At 50.6% G+C, this 17,482-nt stretch carries 17 protein-coding genes and 1 tRNA gene; 12 read left to right on the top strand and 6 right to left on the bottom strand.

Annotated elements, in window-relative coordinates; all coding sequences use genetic code 11:
* Window positions 1-186: 186 nt before the first annotated feature.
* The 4 genes from ACZ5ZS_RS05910 to ACZ5ZS_RS05895 are packed head-to-tail and all read left to right on the top strand — an operon-like array spanning window position 187 to window position 3,599.
* Complete coding sequence (locus tag ACZ5ZS_RS05910) at window positions 187-1,362, top strand: DUF1512 domain-containing protein (RefSeq protein ID WP_229657719.1); 1,176 nt, start codon at window positions 187-189, stop codon at window positions 1,360-1,362.
* 47 nt (window positions 1,363-1,409) lie between these two features.
* Complete coding sequence (locus tag ACZ5ZS_RS05905) at window positions 1,410-1,712, top strand: hypothetical protein (protein WP_188596700.1); 303 nt, start codon at window positions 1,410-1,412, stop codon at window positions 1,710-1,712.
* 5 nt (window positions 1,713-1,717) lie between these two features.
* The gene (gene asnS / locus ACZ5ZS_RS05900) at window positions 1,718-3,019 is read left to right on the top strand and encodes an asparagine--tRNA ligase (protein WP_188596699.1); all 1,302 of its coding nucleotides are present in this window, start codon (window positions 1,718-1,720) and stop codon (window positions 3,017-3,019) included.
* Window position 3,020: 1 nt separating this feature from the next.
* Entirely contained in the window at window positions 3,021-3,599 is a 579-nt protein-coding gene (locus ACZ5ZS_RS05895; protein ID WP_188596698.1) for an AAA family ATPase, read from the top strand.
* 102 nt (window positions 3,600-3,701) lie between these two features.
* Here ACZ5ZS_RS05895 and ACZ5ZS_RS05890 read toward each other — a convergent pair whose 3' ends face one another.
* On the bottom strand, window positions 3,702-4,157 hold the full coding sequence (locus tag ACZ5ZS_RS05890) for a hypothetical protein (protein WP_188596697.1): 456 nt from the start codon (window positions 4,155-4,157) through the stop codon (window positions 3,702-3,704).
* A 256-nt stretch (window positions 4,158-4,413) separates the two neighbouring features.
* A complete protein-coding gene (locus tag ACZ5ZS_RS05885; RefSeq protein WP_188596696.1) occupies window positions 4,414-5,094 on the bottom strand; it encodes a VUT family protein in 681 nt (226 codons plus the stop codon).
* Between the two features lie 351 nt (window positions 5,095-5,445).
* On the opposite strand from ACZ5ZS_RS05885, the gene ACZ5ZS_RS05880 reads away from it, so the two are divergent.
* Window positions 5,446-5,880, top strand: coding sequence for a hypothetical protein (locus ACZ5ZS_RS05880; protein ID WP_188596695.1), 435 nt, complete (start codon window positions 5,446-5,448; stop codon window positions 5,878-5,880).
* A 156-nt stretch (window positions 5,881-6,036) separates the two neighbouring features.
* Here ACZ5ZS_RS05880 and ACZ5ZS_RS05875 read toward each other — a convergent pair whose 3' ends face one another.
* Both ACZ5ZS_RS05875 and ACZ5ZS_RS05870 read right to left on the bottom strand, forming a co-directional pair.
* Complete coding sequence (locus ACZ5ZS_RS05875; RefSeq protein WP_188596694.1) at window positions 6,037-7,578, bottom strand: thiamine pyrophosphate-binding protein; 1,542 nt, start codon at window positions 7,576-7,578, stop codon at window positions 6,037-6,039.
* Window positions 7,579-8,508: a 2-hydroxyacid dehydrogenase gene (locus tag ACZ5ZS_RS05870; protein WP_188596693.1), complete on the bottom strand. Its 930-nt coding sequence runs from the start codon at window positions 8,506-8,508 to the stop codon at window positions 7,579-7,581.
* 75 nt (window positions 8,509-8,583) lie between these two features.
* Between ACZ5ZS_RS05870 and ACZ5ZS_RS05865 the strand changes: the two genes are divergently transcribed.
* From ACZ5ZS_RS05865 to ACZ5ZS_RS05855, 3 genes are read left to right on the top strand one after another with little or no spacing between them, the layout of a single operon-like run.
* Window positions 8,584-9,006 carry an SCP2 sterol-binding domain-containing protein gene (locus ACZ5ZS_RS05865; RefSeq protein WP_188596692.1) on the top strand — a complete coding sequence of 141 codons (423 nt, stop codon included), beginning with the start codon at window positions 8,584-8,586 and terminating at the stop codon, window positions 9,004-9,006.
* Between the two features lie 8 nt (window positions 9,007-9,014).
* Window positions 9,015-10,130: an iron-containing alcohol dehydrogenase family protein gene (locus ACZ5ZS_RS05860; RefSeq protein ID WP_188596691.1), complete on the top strand. Its 1,116-nt coding sequence runs from the start codon at window positions 9,015-9,017 to the stop codon at window positions 10,128-10,130.
* On the top strand, window positions 10,130-11,857 hold the full coding sequence (locus ACZ5ZS_RS05855) for an aldehyde ferredoxin oxidoreductase family protein (RefSeq protein ID WP_188596690.1): 1,728 nt from the start codon (window positions 10,130-10,132) through the stop codon (window positions 11,855-11,857). The genes ACZ5ZS_RS05860 and ACZ5ZS_RS05855 overlap by 1 nt, the downstream gene beginning before the upstream one ends.
* Here the strand turns inward: ACZ5ZS_RS05855 and ACZ5ZS_RS05850 are convergent.
* Both ACZ5ZS_RS05850 and ACZ5ZS_RS05845 read right to left on the bottom strand, forming a co-directional pair.
* Window positions 11,821-12,174, bottom strand: coding sequence for a tetratricopeptide repeat protein (locus ACZ5ZS_RS05850; protein WP_075059427.1), 354 nt, complete (start codon window positions 12,172-12,174; stop codon window positions 11,821-11,823). The two genes, ACZ5ZS_RS05855 and ACZ5ZS_RS05850, sit on opposite strands and share 37 nt — an antisense overlap.
* Before the next feature lie 51 nt (window positions 12,175-12,225).
* Window positions 12,226-13,518: an MFS transporter gene (locus ACZ5ZS_RS05845; protein WP_188596689.1), complete on the bottom strand. Its 1,293-nt coding sequence runs from the start codon at window positions 13,516-13,518 to the stop codon at window positions 12,226-12,228.
* A 165-nt stretch (window positions 13,519-13,683) separates the two neighbouring features.
* Between ACZ5ZS_RS05845 and ACZ5ZS_RS05840 the strand changes: the two genes are divergently transcribed.
* The 4 genes from ACZ5ZS_RS05840 (at window position 13,684) to ACZ5ZS_RS05825 (ending at window position 17,455) form a co-directional block, all read left to right on the top strand.
* Window positions 13,684-13,796: transfer RNA gene (locus ACZ5ZS_RS05840), tRNA-Ile, on the top strand.
* A gap of 117 nt (window positions 13,797-13,913) precedes the next feature.
* Window positions 13,914-14,711, top strand: a complete 798-nt coding sequence (locus ACZ5ZS_RS05835) for a hypothetical protein (RefSeq protein WP_162508464.1) — start codon at window positions 13,914-13,916, stop codon at window positions 14,709-14,711.
* Between the two features lie 42 nt (window positions 14,712-14,753).
* The gene (locus tag ACZ5ZS_RS05830) at window positions 14,754-16,415 is read left to right on the top strand and encodes an ABC transporter ATP-binding protein (protein WP_188596688.1); all 1,662 of its coding nucleotides are present in this window, start codon (window positions 14,754-14,756) and stop codon (window positions 16,413-16,415) included.
* Window positions 16,412-17,455: an energy-coupling factor transporter transmembrane component T family protein gene (locus ACZ5ZS_RS05825; protein WP_188596687.1), complete on the top strand. Its 1,044-nt coding sequence runs from the start codon at window positions 16,412-16,414 to the stop codon at window positions 17,453-17,455. The genes ACZ5ZS_RS05830 and ACZ5ZS_RS05825 overlap by 4 nt, the downstream gene beginning before the upstream one ends.
* Window positions 17,456-17,482 lie beyond the last annotated feature (27 nt).

Below are 17,482 nucleotides of genomic sequence, written 5' to 3'. Positions count from 1 at the left end.
ATTATTCCCCATGTTACATAGCTAAGTAACGTTAGTTGAGGGGCTTAACAAAGGCTTCGGGGGATCCTCAGGTGGGAGGGGATTGAAAAATAGTTGTGAAGACTCGGTCATTAGTTTCTATTTTTGAATGTAAAAACGTGGGTGAGTTGTCGATATCGCAACGTTTTTAAGCGGTTTTAAACCCGTATGTTGATAGGAATGTTCGTGCTGGCGGCATTTCAATTGTTTGGAGGAAGCGGCTCCAATTCGACGGATTACTTATTATTCAATTTATTGCTTTTCATAGTATATTTCGGCGTTTTTCCATTTCTATATGAGTATCTTCAATTAATGAGATTTCAAATGCAAGTCAATGGTTTCCTACAGCAGTTGAATGCAACCATAACCAATGGAATCTCCCAATTCATGGGAGCAGTGAATCAAATTGGATCCAAGAATGGTTCGTCAATTGATGGCGAGAAGGTCAAGAATGAGTTGAGGAACTTGATGGATTTGGTGGTGATAGATCCCACCAACATAGAGACGGAGGGGTTGGTGCGCAAGTTGAAGTACTTGATAAACATGTACAGCGATAGGTTGGAGGGTGACGTTAGAATGATAATGCCTGGGCTCGATAAACCCATGGTTCAGAACATGGCCAATGCGGTGGAGGTATTGAGAAATCTGAATTACATCTATAAAGTAGTGGATCACTACTATAAACTGAGCTCCAAGTACAAGAGCTACTACCTACTATATCAATTGACGTTTATGTTGCCTTTCCTCAAGGAGGCCGTGAATGCATTAAGCAATTCCATAACTTCATTCGTGAAGGGACAGCCGATAGGCGATGCAGCGGGTCCATTGACTATCTATAGATTCATGAATTCGTGTCAAGGAAAATCCTCCATGGATAACGTGGTTCCGGACACCTATATTGGCCAGTGCCTCTATAACGAGAGGAAGATATATCTAATGAAGGCTCAAGGACCGGGGGGCACGGTTGGTCACTTGGATGATGCCGTGAACTACCTGTTAGAGACCCTCAATGTGAAGCCGAGGCTGGTGATAACAATAGATGCTGCCCTTAAGCTGGAGGGCGAGAAGACCGGTACCATAACGGATGGATTGGGCGTAGCAATGGGGGGAATAGGGGCGGAGAAGTTCAACATAGAGACCACCGTATCTAAGCACAATATTCCGCTATACGCGATATTGATCAAGATGAGCGAGATGGAGGCGCTGAACACTATGACGAAGCAGATAGATGATGCGGTTAACTCGGCAGTGGATAGGCTAAAGAAGATAATAGAGGTATACACGTCAAAGGGGGACGAGGTATTGGTAATAGGGGTAGGCAACACTATAGGCGTGGCTCAGTAGTGGGACCGGCAGCAAAGTTTTAAACTTCAAATAATCGGCTACGAACCATGTCATTTGATGCCTTTGTAACGGGCTACTCAGTGGCGGTTTCAGTGGCTATATTCGCCGCGCTGGCGTTATTGCTGTATTATTTATTATTTAATAAATCATTAATGGCCCGGATAAGCGCCCCGGCTCAGCAGGCACAATTGACGGAATTCGTGATTCTCAAGTGCCCCCAGTGCGGCTTCGAGAAGAAGAGACAATTCGAGCTCGGCGATTACGTGGGGAAAGTAGATCAAGAGAGGTGCCCACACGATAATTCCCAGCTGGTGGTGTCATCTATAGCCAAGGAAACATCCAGTCAGTGATGGATATGGCATTGCCCAATATAGACGTCACCCCCATCGGTGGCCTTCGGTCAATAGAGGAGGGCAGACACGTGGTGGTGAGGGGATGGGTGTACAGGAAAAGGGTCTTGAAGAACAAGGTCTTCCTAGTTATAAGGGATTCCAGCGGCATAGTTCAGATAGTGTTCTCAGGAGGATTGGCGGAAGAGGCTTCGCGGCTCAACATAGAGTCGGCCGTTTACGTCGGCGGCACAGTGAAGAGGGAGGAACGAGCGCCCGGGGGAGTCGAGATCCAAGCCGATAGCATATTATGGAAATTCGTGGGGGAGCAATTCCCCATTAATGAGGACGCCGCCGAGGCGGACTCGGAGTTGCTGCTGGACCTGAGGCACCTCTGGGTAAGGAGTAGAAAAATGCAGGCGGTGCTTAAGATAAGGAGCACCATATTCTCGGCTGTTCATGAGTATTTCAGAAGCAATGGCTTTTATGAAGTGCAGGCCCCCACGTTCATATCCGCCGCGGTTGAGGGCGGCTCCACGTTGTTTAGCCTGGATTACTTCGGGACCCCAGCGTACTTGACGCAGAGCGCTCAGTTCTACCTTGAGGCCCTAATATACTCGCTGGAGAAGGTATACACAATAGCCCCCAGCTTCAGGGCGGAGAGGTCCAGGACGAGGAGGCACTTGACTGAGTTCTGGCACGCTGAAATGGAGATGGCGTGGGCAGGACTGCGCGATGTAATGAAGGTTGGGGAAGGCGTGATAAGCAGGGCAGTGGAGAGGGTGCTTCAGGATAACCTGGAGGAGCTCAGCATAATAGGTCGCAAGACGGAGTACTTGGAGAGGATAAAACCTCCGTTCCCCATGGTTTCCTATGATGAGGCAATAGAAATACTTAGGAACAAGGGTGTGCAGCTCAAGTGGGGAGATGATATAGGGGCAGACGAGGAGAGGGTTCTCACCCTTCAATTCGATAAGCCAATTCATTTACATCACTTCCCTGAGGCGGTTAAGGCGTTTTACCACAAGAACGATCCCCAGCGGCCGGAGACGACGTTAAGCGTCGACGTGTTGGCCCCAGAGGGCTACGGCGAGGTTATAGGGGGAGGCGAGCGCATAGAGAACTATGACGAGTTGGTGAGCAAGATACGCAAGTTCGGATTAGAGCCCAGCAATTATGGTTGGTACTTGGATTTGCGCCGCTTCGGCTCCGTTCAACATGCTGGATTCGGCCTGGGAATGGATAGATTAGTTATGTGGATATGCGGCCTCGACCACGTCAGGGATGCCTTGCCGTTTCCCAGGGACATGCGCCGCATAAGGCCATAGCATGAGGATAGTGATTACTGGGACGCCGGGCACTGGGAAGACCACTATTTCGAGGGAGTTATCTAGTAGGCTTGGATTGAAATATATTAATTTAAACGATGTTGCTTTGAGGGAAGGAGATGCCGTGTGGGATGAATCGCTCAATACGTTTTCTATAACTGATCCAGATAAGTCAAGCAGGGCCTTAAATAACGTCTTGTCCTTCAGCGATGGATGCGTGTGTGAAACGCTGGCAATAGACCTACTGGATCCCGGCTTAGTGGATAGGATGGTGGTGCTGCGCCGCGATCCTCGCAAGTTGTGGGCTGAGTTGATGGGGAGGGGCTGGCCTCCACGTAAGGCAGCCGAGAACGTGTTGGCAGAGGTATTGAATGTATTGTCCCACTCCGCTTGGAGCGCGTTTGATGGAAGGACCGTTGAGATAAATACCACGGGCAAGACCGTTGATGAATGCGTGAGCATGGTAATCGATGCATTGAATGGTCGTTTAATAGGCAATGCAATTGATTGGCTGGCGGTCCTCGATGGAGATGAGTTGATGGACTTCATTCAGTTATTGGAGAGATTCGCCAATTCCTAATGACTCCACGCAAGCCGCTCCCGCCGTGATGGGGAGGCTCTAGGCATTCACTAATTATTGTTTCGAGCTACTTATTGTGTTGGCTTGCTATCCGCTCAATTCTTATGTAGTTTTTGCCGATGTTACTATTGGGAGAATTATGTTTCTGACCAGAAGCACTATGTCTTTTATTATGCTGGTTCCAGAAAAACCAGCCCCCTGGAATAACGCAGTTACGCAGAGCCTCACCGCATCGTTGTTATCGGACAGCATGCAGAGTGAGCTGGACACGTTTAGGACGCTTTGAACCTTGGTTATCAATCCATCTATGTATCTAACCATTTCCCCGAAGTCCTTCGTCTCAATCCTCCTCCTGGCGGCGCCGCTCCTTATGCTGTCGACCAACGCAAGCACGTTTATGTTCATCTCGCTGAGCTTATCAGAGATATATATCAATGCATCCCTGACGTCGGGGAGCGGGTAATTTGTTCCGCTCATGAACTCCAATAAATAGGAGTATTTATCCTCTATCTCCTTTATTACGTTGACCAGCTCCACCTCGTTCGGGCTTCTTCGCATTCAACTTCTCGGTCTATTGACCACACGATTATTAAAACGTTTCTATGACGAGATGCCCAGGCCGTTTATTGCTTTGCCGGCAAAAAGCAATCGGTTCTTTTTAATTTCATAGAAGCGGAAAAGGTACTTATCGCCTTAATTAATGACATTGACCAATACTATAAATTACGTCTCTAACTACATATAATTCAATCCAGTTAAGAAGCGCGTCAGGCGATTTGGGGATAATGGGTTAATTCGAAATGGCCTGCCCCGCTTAACTTATTGCTTGTGTCTTCGGCCCGTACTTCAGTATCGTCCTGTTCATCCATACGGTCAGCATTGTGAGAGGGACGAAGGTGAACTTAACTATTAACTGCCCCACTATTAGGCCGAGCAGGACGGGGGTCGGCAAAACCCCCAGGAAGGCGGCGGGTATGAACACCAGGCTATCGATGGTCATGGCTATGGGATCGCTCACGCCCACACGCCTAACCACGCCAAGCTTAAGCCTCGTAACTAGAAACACGTCCACGTTCTCGCTGACCAGGAAGGCTATTACGCTTGCCGCCGCTATCCTCCCGCTAGAGGTTAGGAACTCGTTCCCGCCCGTGCCGGGGGTGATGGCTATCAGGTTGAGGAGCACGAAGTAAGCCACCTGCATTGCGGCGGCCGTGAGGACCAGCCACCTACCGACCCTCGCACCGAACTTAACGCTGGCTATGTCCAGCATCGCCACGCTGGCGCTGTAGCTGATCACTCCCCCAGGCACCATGAATGGGGAAATATTGAGTAACCTAACCGCCGCTACCTGGCTCATGGTTAGCAGGAAGAGGTAGGCCGCGCCCGTGGCTAGAAGCAGGTAATCATCTCCCCTCCTCCCGCTCATCCATACCACCCAGCCCGTGAGCAGGTAGAGGAGCAGGGCCTCCCCTATCAAGTATATTAATTGAAACATGATTTTCGATTAGATGACTGGATTAATAAGGATTCCTGCATCAATTGATCAGCGCGGCTTCTCCTCTAGGCAGGAACTGTGTCCTCAATGGTTTGATCAGTAGCTGCCGCTGGGCCCGCATTAGAATGCACGAGATGGAAACCCATGGGCGGCTCGATCTAGCAATTGTGCGCTTTCAGTAAATCTCTCGCCGTCAGTTGGCTTGAGGCACCGCTTATTAAATCGGGGGAGCCCTTGGGAAGGGATGGCTCGCGCGTAATGGCTGGAGTCGTTTTTGGTGAGTAGAGGGATGGAGATTGGCTCGGTGAGGGCGAAAAAGAAATAAATAGGTCCAACGAGAATTCAAGTTCGATGGGAAGAAGAAAAGTGCGTAGGAAGTTGGCCACGAAACCGGCGAAGAAGTTGCCCAGGATATTTCAATGTCCTCACTGCGGCATGACAAGCGTTAACGTGATATTGGATAAGAAGGAGAAGCAGGTTCGTGTGATTTGCAGTAACTGTGGCTTGGAGGCATCATTTAACGTGGTTGAGGGGTATCTGCCCGTGGATTACTTCAATAAGTTCGCGGATAAGTATTACGCAGGGGAGATAAAGCCCAAGAAGGAGGGCATAATTCCCGTTGCTCCCCAGGCCACTGCAAATAGCCAGAAAAACGATGAGAGCGATAAACTGGAAGGTGTTGAGTACGAGGACTTTCCAATAGAGGATGAGACGAATGATTCAGGCATAGAGGGCGAGCCGATAGATGAGGCTTCGGAGAACAAGGACGAGGACATGGATAGATGAGGATATGGGCCGGATGGATTGGCAGAAATGGACGACAAGCCTCGCCTTTTAGGGCAGGGGGGAGGTCAGGTGGATAAAATTGCTCCTCAATTTGGATCTTGATTAATTAGATCGATGGAAGAAGGGTGATGTTTTGCTCGGCATGAATAGATACCTTCATAGGAACATCTTTTGAACGGTTCTATCGACATTTATTAATAATAGCTTGGGTTCGCTTCCCTCCCGTAACCACTCTAGCTCGCGCAATTCATTGCCTGCGATCTCCGCCTCCACTCCGAATCCCTTGGCTATATCGGTTATGCCTGCCTCTATGTTCAGGTAATCGGCGTTCTCCAACTCCGGGTAATAGCTCTTGGCGTAGCTCTTCAATATATTATATCCCCCATTGCTTAGAACAATTATCTTGATGGGCAGTCCGTATTTTTTGGCTGTCCAGAGCCCCTGCACGGAGTACATGAAGGATCCATCTCCGATCACGGCCACGGTTTTCTTGTTAATTATCGATATGCCCATTGATGCTGCCAATCCCCAGCCCAACTGACCGCTCTTTGCCGTGAAATACTTGTTATGACCATAACCCATCACGTTCCTAAGCGCGGGAGAGTAGGATATCGACTCATCCACAATCGTGAAGCCCTCGAATGTCTTCTTCACCTTGTAAAGGACGTAATCGATACCCATTGTAGGCCTGGCCCGCGCCACCCTATTCATGTATAGCAAATCCTCTTCCCTCTTAAAGTCACACTTATGTTTGACCTTCTTGGTAGCCTCGGCGAGGAATGCCTTGGGGTTCATTACAAATGCCTCCCCTAGCCTCGGATCCACGTCAAAGCCAACGGAGATGACATCCTTGCCGGGAAGCAATGGGGATGGGAGATACGGATATAACGTGATTCCGCCCCCAATTATTAGTATGAAGTCGTGGGGCAGCAACTTCATGTTTATCAAGGTGGAGGCTGGAAGCAAGTCGCCGGCAAACCTTGAATTATTTGAGTTGAAGGGAGACCTATGGCTAAGCGGCTCCCCGTAGACGGGACATCCAAGTGCGTCTGCCATGGCCTCCGCCTCCCTGAACGCATCGAACACATCCACCTCGTATCCCATTATCAATGCTGGATTAGCCGCGGAATTCAACCTATCAACTATATAATCAACGGCCTCCTCATCAATCAAGTTGGGTGATTGATGCCTAGCCCGCTTTGCCTCGTACACCGCCTCCTCGTCCAATGTATCCATGGGGAACGAAATGAAGACGGGACCCATGGGTGGGGACATAGCTACGGCCCTAGCTCTCCTGAGCGCTATGGGTATATCATCGCCGTGCCTCACCTCGTACTTCATCTTAACCAACCCATCCACTAACCCCGTTAAATCGCCGTACAGCAGCGGTTCGTAAACGGCGTGCCTGCTGTCCTGCTGCCCGGCCGTTACCACTATGGGGGATCTATTCTTGGACGCCGTGTGTATGAATGCTATTGAATTTCCCAAGCCCGGGACCGAGTGCAGGTTGACCAGCGATGGCTTTAAGGCGTATTGGGAGTAGCCGTCCGCCATGCCCACGGCTATTGAATCGTGCAGGGTCAGGTAGTATTCATCTATTCCGCGCAACATGGGTAACTCCGTGGTGCCTGGATTACCGAACGCCGGCAGTAGGTCTAGCTCCCTAATGGACTCCCGCAATGCCTCGTATCCCTTCATCTAAACCACCCTATACTGCGGCTCCAGCCCTTGCTTATACCTCAATACATTGGCTATGGTTTCCATGAGGAACCTCTCCTGGCTCTCAACGGTTGCGCCGGCTATGTGGGGGGAGAACACCACGTTATCCAACGAGAATAGCTCCGATTTGAAGTCGGGGGGCTCCTTCTCATAGACATCTATCCCAACCCTTATTCCCTTCTCCTTCACTGCCTTAATGAGGGCCTTCTCATCAATGACCTCCGCCCTGGATGTATTTATCAGGATCGCTCCATCCTTCATGAGGCTTAATTGTCTCTCCGATATCATACGCCTAGTTTTATCCGTCAGGGGAACATGTATGGATATTATATCCGATAGTCTCATCAAGTCATCCAATTCAACGTACTTAATGCCGTAGAACTCCTCCTTATCTTGCGGGAGCTTCCTCACGTCGTTATAGAGGATTCCGACCTCGAATGGTATCAGCCTCTCCACCAGCTTCGTTCCAATGGCTCCCATACCTATTATCCCGAAAACCTTCCCCCTGAGTTCTCGCGCCCCCGTGAGGACGGGCCATTGTCCAGCCCTTATTTGTGAGTTTAATTGCACGAAGTTTCTCAGTAGCACCAGCGCGAACATTATAACGTGTTCCGCCACGGCCTCCTTATTGGCCACCGGTATGTTGCTCAGCATTATTCCACGCCGCTTCACTTCGTCCAGATCCACATTATCATAACCGGTGCTAGCCACTTGTATAAACTTCAGGTTGGGCATTCTATTGAGCAGCCCAGCATCAACCTTAGTGAACGTGGTGACTATCAACACATCGGCGTCGCTTTTCTCGAAGCTGGCGTCGATGGTGATCTCCAGCTCGGGAAGTATCTGTGCGGCGGCCTTCTTGATTTGATTCACCGGTATGAATCCGGGAAGTATTGCCAGTGCCTTCATGGGTTTCAAACCAATTCAAACTTAAAAGTATTCCTAATAAGTAAAGTTTTTAATTAATAATTAATTAAAACAAACATGGTTGACCAAAAAATCACGTTTCCCTCTAGGGAGTGGGTGAGTAGGTATTGCAGCGAATTATCGGCCTCGGAGGAATACAATAAGGCGGGGAAGGGGTGGAAGGACCCCATCCTATTCAAGGTGGAAGAGGAGGCCGGACTGAGCCTGGAGCTATCCGCCTTCGTATTGAATTTGATGGATGGGAAATGCCTATCCGTGGAGTTCCCGGTGGACGCCGCCAAGGCATCCGCCCCATTCACCATACAAGCCACATATGATAATTGGAAGAAGGTAATAGAGGGAAAGATAAATCCAACGCAGGCCATGTTGATGGGCCAGCTAAAGGTTAAGGGAAACATGGCCCTCCTGCTACGATACTCGACCGCAGCCATAGCGATGGTCAAGGCAGCACAGCGAGTGCCTACTCAATTCTTGAGGTGATGGGTGAAGTGCCCATATTCACCCTTCCACGCAAGGTAATTTACCAAAGGGACATCTACAAAGACGTGGGAGGAATTCTAGGCAGGTACTTAAGCGGCAAGGTACTGGTGGTGGTCGATCCCAACGTATTATCGATCCACGGAGATAAGATCAAGGAAATGTTGAAGGGCGTGGAGTACACGGTGTGGAGCGAAGTATCGCCGGAGCCGTCGGTTAATGATGTGCTCAATGCATATGATAAGGTGAGGGGCGATTACTCATCCATACTAGCTATAGGCGGCGGCAGCACCATAGACTTCGCGAAGTCGCTAGCCTACCTCCTCTCCGTTCCAGGCGGGGACCTGCGCTCATTAAATCCGTTCGAGCCGATCAATCCGAGGATGACGTTGATAGCTATGCCCACCACGTCCGGGACGGGCAGCGATGCATCCTTTGGAGTGGTTTTAACGGATGATGGACGGAAGTTGGCGATGGGCAATTACGACTTGGTTCCCATGATAATCGTGCTCGATCCCTCGTTCACCCCAACCCAGAGTTCAATAATACGAGCCACAGGCCTGGATGCGTTGGTCCACGCCTTCGAGTCGCTTACAGCCAACACAGCTACGCCGCTGACGGATGCCTTGGCCGAGAAGGCAATCAAGATGATAATCGGGAATCTGGGGTCTGCGATGACCAATGATGAGGTGGCGAAGGACTCCATGCACTTGGCGGCGACGATGGCCGGCATGGCGTTTTCCAACAGCGGCACTGCAATGGCCCACGCATTGGGGCATGCCTTCGGCGCCACTTTCCATGTGACTCACGGCACCTCCGTCGCTCTCTTTCTTCCCCACGCGATAAGGTTCAACAGCGCAGATGCCTTGGCTAGGTCCAAGTATGAGGAGGTGAGCCGCGCATTGGGCTTCGGAGATGACGTGGACCACCTAATCAAGGGACTGCTCGAGTTCTATAGGAAAGTTGGTCAGCCAATCAAGGTAAGCGAGTTGGGGATTAAGAGGGATGATTACTATTCTCGACTGGACGAGATGGTGAGGAAAGCTATGGAAGACAGCGAGCTATCGTTTAACCCGGTAATACCGGGAGAGGATGATTTGAGTTCCATTTTTGAGGGGGCCTATTGATGGAGGGCAATTGGAACAACATAGTTCACATTGACTTAGGATCAGGCGATGTTTGGTCAGAGGATATGGAGGAAAGCGTGTGGAGAAAATACATAGGCGGAGTCGGGCTTGGTTCGTACCTGTTCGGTAAGTACTCTAGATCGGCTGACGCGTTTTCACCGGATAATCCAGTGATAATAACCACAGGCCCCCTCGTGGGCACATCATTTCCAGAATCGGGCCGCCACGAAATAGTGAGCAGAAGCCCCCAGACAACCCTTCTGGGAGAGTCAAACTCGGGCGGGAGATTCGGCTTTGAATTGAAGAGAAGCGGCATAGATGGGCTGGTGATAACGGGTCGAGCGCAGGGCCCGGTGGCCATAGTGATAGATGATGGATCGGTTAGGCTCATTGACGCCTCGCGACTGTGGGGGCTCACCACATATGATGCAATAAAGGCTTTATCGCCGGGCGGGTACAGCGTGGCCGCCATAGGCCCGGCCGGAGAGCATGGGGTTCTTTTCGCTGCAGTCATGAATGATAACGGCAGGGCAGCCGGCAGGACAGGAATGGGGGCGGTCTTCGGCTCCAAGATGTTGAAGGCAATAGCTGTGAGGGGGAGGAAGCAAGTGCCTCTGCACGATAGAGCTGGTTTTCTCAACCATAGCTCTTACGTCGCCAAGTATTTATACGAGGCTGCTTTCAGCACCAGTCTAAGGGAGTTCGGCAGCTCGGTATGGATGGATGCCGGCTCCGCCTTAGGCGATGTCCCGGCCCACTACTTCACCTCGCTTGCATTCAATTATGATGCGCTGAGCTCTATCAAGCTAAGGGAGATGTTCAACCCAGTCAGCAGGCCATGCGCTAGCTGCGTGATTGGGTGCGGCAGGGAGGAGAGACTTAACGGTAAGAGAATAGATGGGCCTGAGTATGAAACGGTGGCCGTCTTCGGGCCCCTCCTGGGCAACTCCGATTTAACTAGTATTCTAGAATGGAATTATCTAGTGAATTCCCTAGGCTTGGACTCCATATCGACCGGCGTCATAATATCCGCCGTGAAGTACTTCGTCGATAATGGACTGCTTGGAAAGGAGCACGAGATCGGCTCTGTGTCCCAAGCCATACAGGACATAGCGTATAGGAAGGGGATCGGCAATGAATTAGCGGATGGCTTAGAGAGATTCGCTGCGAGGCATGGTATAGATAAAAACATGGTGGCCACGGTAAAGGGATTGGAGATTCCAGCCCACGATCCGCGGGCATTCAAGCTGCAAGCCTTGACTTACGCTACATCGACCAGGGGAGCATGCCACTTGCAGGGTGAGATGTACGCGGTGGACATAGGAGCAGCTCAGGAAAGCATTGGAATAAAGCAGGGCGATAGGTGGAACGTCGACACTGATGAGAGGGTTTTGAGCTTAATAAAGGCCCAGGATTACAGGCAAGTGCAAAACTCAGTCATAATATGCACGTACGGTTACCCGCCGGCGGAGGACGTGCTTAAGGCAGTTAACCTGGCCACCGGCTTCCAAATGGATTTGGAGGAGATGATGAGGGACGGCGCTGCCATAATGGACTTGAAGAGGGAAATAAACGAGCGACTGGGATGGACTCCCGACATGGATTGGCTGCCCGCTCTAGTGAGGCGCGAGATAGGCGAGGAAAACCCCGGGATAAGCGATGAGGAGATGAAGAGCCTCCTCAACAGGTACTACAAGCTGCGCGGGTGGCAGTTCTCCCGCGCGTAGTTACCGAGCCCAGAGAAGGATGGATCGGCCTCGGCCAGCTCTGCCTCCCTCACGGCATCGTGGCACCTCCCGACCTTTATCAAGGCAAGGCACTTATTGGCATGGTAGCTGGCATTGCCAGGCTCCTCCCTCATCGCCTCATCGAACTCCCTAATTGCCTCCTCGTACTTGTTAATCGCCATAAAGGCCAGCCCCAGGCAGTTATGGTACAGAGGGTTCCTTGGCTCCTCCCTTATTGCCTCCATGTACTCCCTGATGGATTTATCATAGAAGCCATGTATGTATGCCTCGAATCCCTTTATATAATGCATTGACATGTAGATATAGATGAAATGCTTGTTAAAAAACGTTCCGTGTACTCGGCTTCACTACTCCAGCCTCGCTCCCTTAGTTTCCTTTGACGTGAGGGCGGATGCCATTATGAAGAGCTCGCCCACTATTATGAAAATGCCCCAGTAGGCGTAGAACGATGGCGATGTCAAGGATGATATTAACAAAAGGAATACCGTGCTCCAATTGCCCAATATGAAGCCACCGTTAAATGAGAAGCCAACTCCAGTGCTTCTAATGCTGGTCGGGAACTTCTCGGATAGGTATGCCGGTATTACGCCATAGATTCCGGTCGTTATGAATGCCATCAAGCTGGCCAATGCCATGGTTCCATAGTAGCCATAAGCATGCGTTAATATAAGGTATGATAAAGGTATTGACAGCACTACTGCGATGGCGGAGAATATAATCATTGTGCTCCTCCTCCCGATGCCATCACTTAATGCGCCTGATGCCAAGTAACCGATTAGGGAGATCAATATCGCCACTATCACCACGTAGAGGAAAAACGGGAACTTGAGGAAGCCGTGGTACGACAACAGCGTTGGGAAGAAGCCCAGGGTCAAGCCGTATACCCATGCTATCCCGGTCATAGCCAACGCGCCAGCTATCATGTTTAACAGATACGCCTTATTCCGAAGTATGGTAGTCAATGGCGCCTTATTGACCTGCCCCCGTTTCTTGAGGTCCTCCCACATAATTGATTCAGGCATGGCCAGTCTAACCGCCAGGCCGGCGATCGCAGGTATTAGTCCTATCCAGAACATCCACCTCCAGCCAACCTCCGCGAACTCGCTGGCTGGTATTACGTAATGAAGGGACAGGTAGACCAGGGCCGCCAGCGTGTAGCCTATTGGATAACCGCTCTGCAGCAATGCACCCCATAATCCCCTCCTCCTGGGGTTCACGGATTCCACCAGGATCGCCGCGCCGTTCCCGTACTCCCCGCCAGCGAAGGTACCGGTTATTGCCCTGAAAATAAATAATAGAATTGGAGCCAAGATACCTACCTGAGCATAGGTGGGCAGGAAGCCCGTGGCGAAAACTATTAACCCAAGGCCCGTCAACGTTATCATCATTGTGTTCTTCCGCCCTATTAAATCACCCAGCCTTCCAAATAATGCTCCTCCAACGGGTCTGAATATGAAGGTGGTAGTGTATATGCTCCACGTGCCCACTATTGCCAGTCCATATTTCGCTGGGAAAAATACATCCGCCATAATGGGCACCAAGAGAAACATCATGCTTAGATCGAATGCATCCATTATCCATCCCACTAGGGATCCGCCGTATACCCTACGTGATATGCGGGCATCCGTGGTGACGCTCATGGACCCGCTTCGTTCAGCGGCAATTATTTAAGCTTTTACAGAGTACTTAAGATACCGTTCTTCCTTAATGATGAGGCCTTAACGGGTCTATTTTAGGTCCATGCCATGGTGAAAGGGCCGGAACACGGAAATCCTTAAAAACCATTGATGTATGCCATGGTGAAAGGGCCCGTAGCTCAGCATGGTGGAGCGATCGGCTGATAACCGATGCCGAAGGGCGGTAAAGGCCCCGGTCAAGCATTGGCTTGGGGGAGGTTCAAATCCCGGCGGGCCCACCAATGCTAGGCGTCTATTGAAGAGCAGAAATTAATAATTTAACTATTTATATATATACACAAATATTGTTACTACTCTACATAAGCAAGCTTTATTAGCTATAAATGGCCTTTGTATGTATGCAATGGATAATTTACGCATCCGGCGCGGTGTGGAACGGGGTTCATTTCAACCTCAACTCCGTCATACCCTGGTACGTAATAGTTATATACGGACTAATCTACGTAGGCGTTCTGGCCTGGATATGGAGAAGCGGCAAGTTCTCCGCGTTTAAAACAATAGATTTCGTATATATAGCCTTGATCTCGGCCCTTATAATAGTGTATAACTTCTTCATCTCTCCCATAATACCCAAGGTAGGGGCCGTCACCACTTGGTTCTATTACCCAATGATAGGAGAGATATTCCTGCTGTTGACGGTGGCCGCCTTGGTGGGCAAGCCGGGCACCATGGCTATAACGATGTTTATATATACCTTGCTGTCGGATATATTCCATTACGGCTTCGGAGGAGAGCCCTTCTACTTCATTTACGAAATACTGGCTTACGGCGCAATACTTGACATGTGGTTAGCATATCGCGGCGAGTTATTCATGTCGCCCTACACCAAGTCAAGGCTCGGCTCCATGTCGGCTGGAGCCACCTTGGAGGAGAGAGTCAAGGCCCAGGCCAGCAATGCCACCACCGTGGGTTATGCATTAATGGTACTGGACGCATTAATAGGCGCTATTCCTATGGCGGTGGCGTATAGCTTGTTCTATAGGGGATTCTTCGCTACATTTGTGAGCGGCTTTGTATATAAGGCTAGCCTGGTTTACACGACGACGCTGGCCAGCATAGGCGGCGGCATCGTGATGGGATTGATCTCGCTTCCCTTCGTAGCCTACATAAAGCGAGTGGTGAAGGGAGCCATATAGTCAAGCCCCGCCTCCATCCATGGAAAAATAAGAGGGTGTTTCATGAAGGCCGTCGAGATAGAGAACCTATCCATTGCCTACTTCGGGAAACACGAGCTTGCATTGAGAAGCGTGTCCCTCTCAATAGATGAGGGCGAGTTCGTCTTGCTCGCTGGCAAGACAGGGTCAGGCAAATCCACGCTGCTGAACGCAATAAACGGCGTGATTCCCCATATAATCAGTGCAGAGATGGAGGGAACGGTCAAGGTATTCGGGCAGCCCACGTCGTCAACTCCCGTACATAGGCTATCCACGATGGTGGGCACAGTATATCAAACCCCGGAGAACCAGATATTCTCCCTAATAGTGGACGACGATGTGGCGTTCGGGTTGGAGAACATGGCCGTGCCGCGGGAGGATATGATGCAGCGGGTGGAGAGCTCCCTTAAGTTGGTGAACCTATGGGGCAAGAGGTCTCACCCTACATTTTTATTGAGTGGCGGGGAGAAGCAGAGACTTGCCTTTGCCAATGCCCTGGCCTTAAGGCCCAAGCTGTTGGTGTTGGATGAGCCGACATCGCAGCTGGACTCCGTGGGAACTGAGGAGGTTTTCGGCTTGATAAAATCGCTCAATGAGGAGCATAAGCTGACCGTGATAATGTCGGAGCACAAGCTGGAGCGTGTGATCAACTTGGTCGACAGGATAGTGGTAATGGATGGAGGTTCCGTGGTAATGGACGATGAGCCTCATAGGGTTCTAAAGGCAGGGATAGCCAAGTATGGCTTGGAGGAGCCCCAAGTGACAGTCCTCCACAAGATGCTTAACCCCAGCTCGGAATTCGTTCCAATAACCGTGGAGGAATTCGTGGAGGTGGACGGCAAGCTCGTCGGTAACCTGGATTCCGACGCGCCGCCGAGTCGAAATAATGGGGAGCCCAGGGTCATAATCAAGGATTTGTTCTTCAAGTACGAGAGGAATGGGGATTGGATCTTGAAGGGCATCAATCTAAGCATTATGGCGGGCGAGTTCATCAGCATAGTGGGATCCAATGGGAGTGGGAAGAGCACGTTGATGAACTTAGTGAGCGGCATATACAAGCCGCAAAAAGGTCAAGTGTTGGTGGCAGGCGTCGACGTGTCCAGGGTTCCCAGAAGCAAGATAGCATCGCTTGTGGGATATGTGTTTCAAGACCCGGATTACATGTTATTCAACTCAACCGTTGAGAACGAGATACGGTTCACCATGAATGCGGCGAACGTCAAGGATGAATCGCTGTTCAGGGACGTGGTTGATCTATTTGGATTGGGGAGTCTATTGAAGGAATCGCCGCATAGATTATCCGTGGGTCAACGAAGGTTGGTTAGCCTAGCTGCGGTGCTTGTGGTCAGGCCCTTGGTTCTCATGCTTGACGAGCCGACTCGGGGGTTGGATTACGAGATGGGGGAGACGGTTATGAACTACGTAAAGGAGTTGCAGTCAAAGTTGGGCTTGACGGTATTGATGGTAACTCACAATATGAAGCAGGTGGGGGAGTACAGCGATAGGGTGGTAGTCATGAATAGGGGAGTGATAGATATGGTGGATTCCGCCGAGAACGTCTTCTCCGCATCACTGGGCCGCAGGGAGTGGGGGGTCTCGCCGCCTCAAATATTCATGGTCAGCAAGCTGCTTGGGTCGAAGCCGATCGCATCAATGAGGCCGGTGATGGGGGGTGGGCATCCATGATGGGGCTCCTCTATAATCCAATAATCAATTGGCTGATAGCATTGGTGTTGCTATTCTATGGTCCCGTCTTGATAATAGTGCTCATATACAAGGTGTTGGGGTTCACGGGCTACATGTCCTTGTTCAGGTACGTGGGCGGCAACTCCTTCATCTATAGATTGGATCCGAGGACCAAGATATTGCTGGCCATAATATTAACCATTGTTGCAGCAATGACGATTTGGTGGGTGTCAGCCATATTCCTGGCCGGCGTGTTGTTTCTGTACGCGTTCTTAAAGGATCCTGCCGCTAAGATGAGGGTGGCGGGCCCCCTCATATTGTCTACCTTCATTGGAACGGCTTGGAGCGAGAGCTTGTTCGCCCCGTTCAACTATCTATATTCGATATTCGGTCACCACGTCACGTTCATATACTTGCTTCCCTCCGTGCTTAGCTCCCTGGGCGTCACGCAAGGCAATTCATCGGCATCGGTCTTGCTGGTGGGCAAGGCGGCTTCCCCGGTTGGGTTGACTTGGGAGGGCCTCATCTATGGATTACAGATATCGTTCCGCGCCACGGCATCCATAGCCTCCGGCCTCCTCCTGATATTCTCTGCATCTCCCTCCGACATACTTCGCTCCCTCGAGAAGTCGAAGCTGCCCATAGAGCTGGGCTTCACGCTATTGTTGGCGGCCTCCTCCATTCCTAAGGTATTGGAGAGCTCCATGATAGTGATAAATGCGCTGAAGGCCAGGGGAGTCGACGTAGTTCCCCGCGGTTCCAGGAATCCCATAGTTCTCTTGAGGCGCCTGGGTTCATCGTTTAAGGTAGTGGTGCTTTCCCTCACAGCAATAATAATATTGACCTTGAAGAATGCCAGGGAGATAGCCATAGCCGCTGATTTGAGGGGTTTCCGGGCGAATAGGCAGAGGACCTATTACCACGAGCTTCGTCTCACTAGGATGGATGTGTTGACCATAGTCATTTTGCTGTTGATCTTCGCTCTCGGCATATACCTGTCCGGCCTTCCCGGAATGGGCGCGGTGCCGTATAATCCATAAATATTTTATATATAGTATGGAATTAGA

Source organism: Thermocladium modestius (assembly GCF_055398215.1).
The sequence above is the reverse complement of the archived record's forward strand: the minus strand, read 5'-3'. Positions and strand labels throughout refer to the sequence as shown.

What these genes read in the sequence shown, in the direction of transcription:
- ACZ5ZS_RS05830 (WP_188596688.1), top strand. Translation starts at nt 14,754, where the DNA reads ATGAAGGCCGTCGAGATAGAGAACCTATCCATTGCCTACTTCGGGAAA.
- ACZ5ZS_RS05895 (WP_188596698.1), top strand. Translation starts at nt 3,021, where the DNA reads ATGAGGATAGTGATTACTGGGACGCCGGGCACTGGGAAGACCACTATT.
- ACZ5ZS_RS05885 (WP_188596696.1), bottom strand. Translation starts at nt 5,094, where the DNA reads ATGTTTCAATTAATATACTTGATAGGGGAGGCCCTGCTCCTCTACCTG.
- ACZ5ZS_RS05855 (WP_188596690.1), top strand. Translation starts at nt 10,130, where the DNA reads ATGGAGGGCAATTGGAACAACATAGTTCACATTGACTTAGGATCAGGC.
- ACZ5ZS_RS05850 (WP_075059427.1), bottom strand. Translation starts at nt 12,174, where the DNA reads ATGTCAATGCATTATATAAAGGGATTCGAGGCATACATACATGGCTTC.
- ACZ5ZS_RS05825 (WP_188596687.1), top strand. Translation starts at nt 16,412, where the DNA reads ATGATGGGGCTCCTCTATAATCCAATAATCAATTGGCTGATAGCATTG.
- ACZ5ZS_RS05910 (WP_229657719.1), top strand. Translation starts at nt 187, where the DNA reads ATGTTGATAGGAATGTTCGTGCTGGCGGCATTTCAATTGTTTGGAGGA.
- ACZ5ZS_RS05865 (WP_188596692.1), top strand. Translation starts at nt 8,584, where the DNA reads ATGGTTGACCAAAAAATCACGTTTCCCTCTAGGGAGTGGGTGAGTAGG.
- ACZ5ZS_RS05890 (WP_188596697.1), bottom strand. Translation starts at nt 4,157, where the DNA reads ATGCGAAGAAGCCCGAACGAGGTGGAGCTGGTCAACGTAATAAAGGAG.
- ACZ5ZS_RS05835 (WP_162508464.1), top strand. Translation starts at nt 13,914, where the DNA reads ATGCAATGGATAATTTACGCATCCGGCGCGGTGTGGAACGGGGTTCAT.
- asnS (WP_188596699.1), top strand. Translation starts at nt 1,718, where the DNA reads ATGGCATTGCCCAATATAGACGTCACCCCCATCGGTGGCCTTCGGTCA.
- ACZ5ZS_RS05875 (WP_188596694.1), bottom strand. Translation starts at nt 7,578, where the DNA reads ATGAAGGGATACGAGGCATTGCGGGAGTCCATTAGGGAGCTAGACCTA.
- ACZ5ZS_RS05880 (WP_188596695.1), top strand. Translation starts at nt 5,446, where the DNA reads ATGGGAAGAAGAAAAGTGCGTAGGAAGTTGGCCACGAAACCGGCGAAG.
- ACZ5ZS_RS05845 (WP_188596689.1), bottom strand. Translation starts at nt 13,518, where the DNA reads ATGAGCGTCACCACGGATGCCCGCATATCACGTAGGGTATACGGCGGA.
- ACZ5ZS_RS05905 (WP_188596700.1), top strand. Translation starts at nt 1,410, where the DNA reads ATGTCATTTGATGCCTTTGTAACGGGCTACTCAGTGGCGGTTTCAGTG.
- ACZ5ZS_RS05870 (WP_188596693.1), bottom strand. Translation starts at nt 8,508, where the DNA reads ATGAAGGCACTGGCAATACTTCCCGGATTCATACCGGTGAATCAAATC.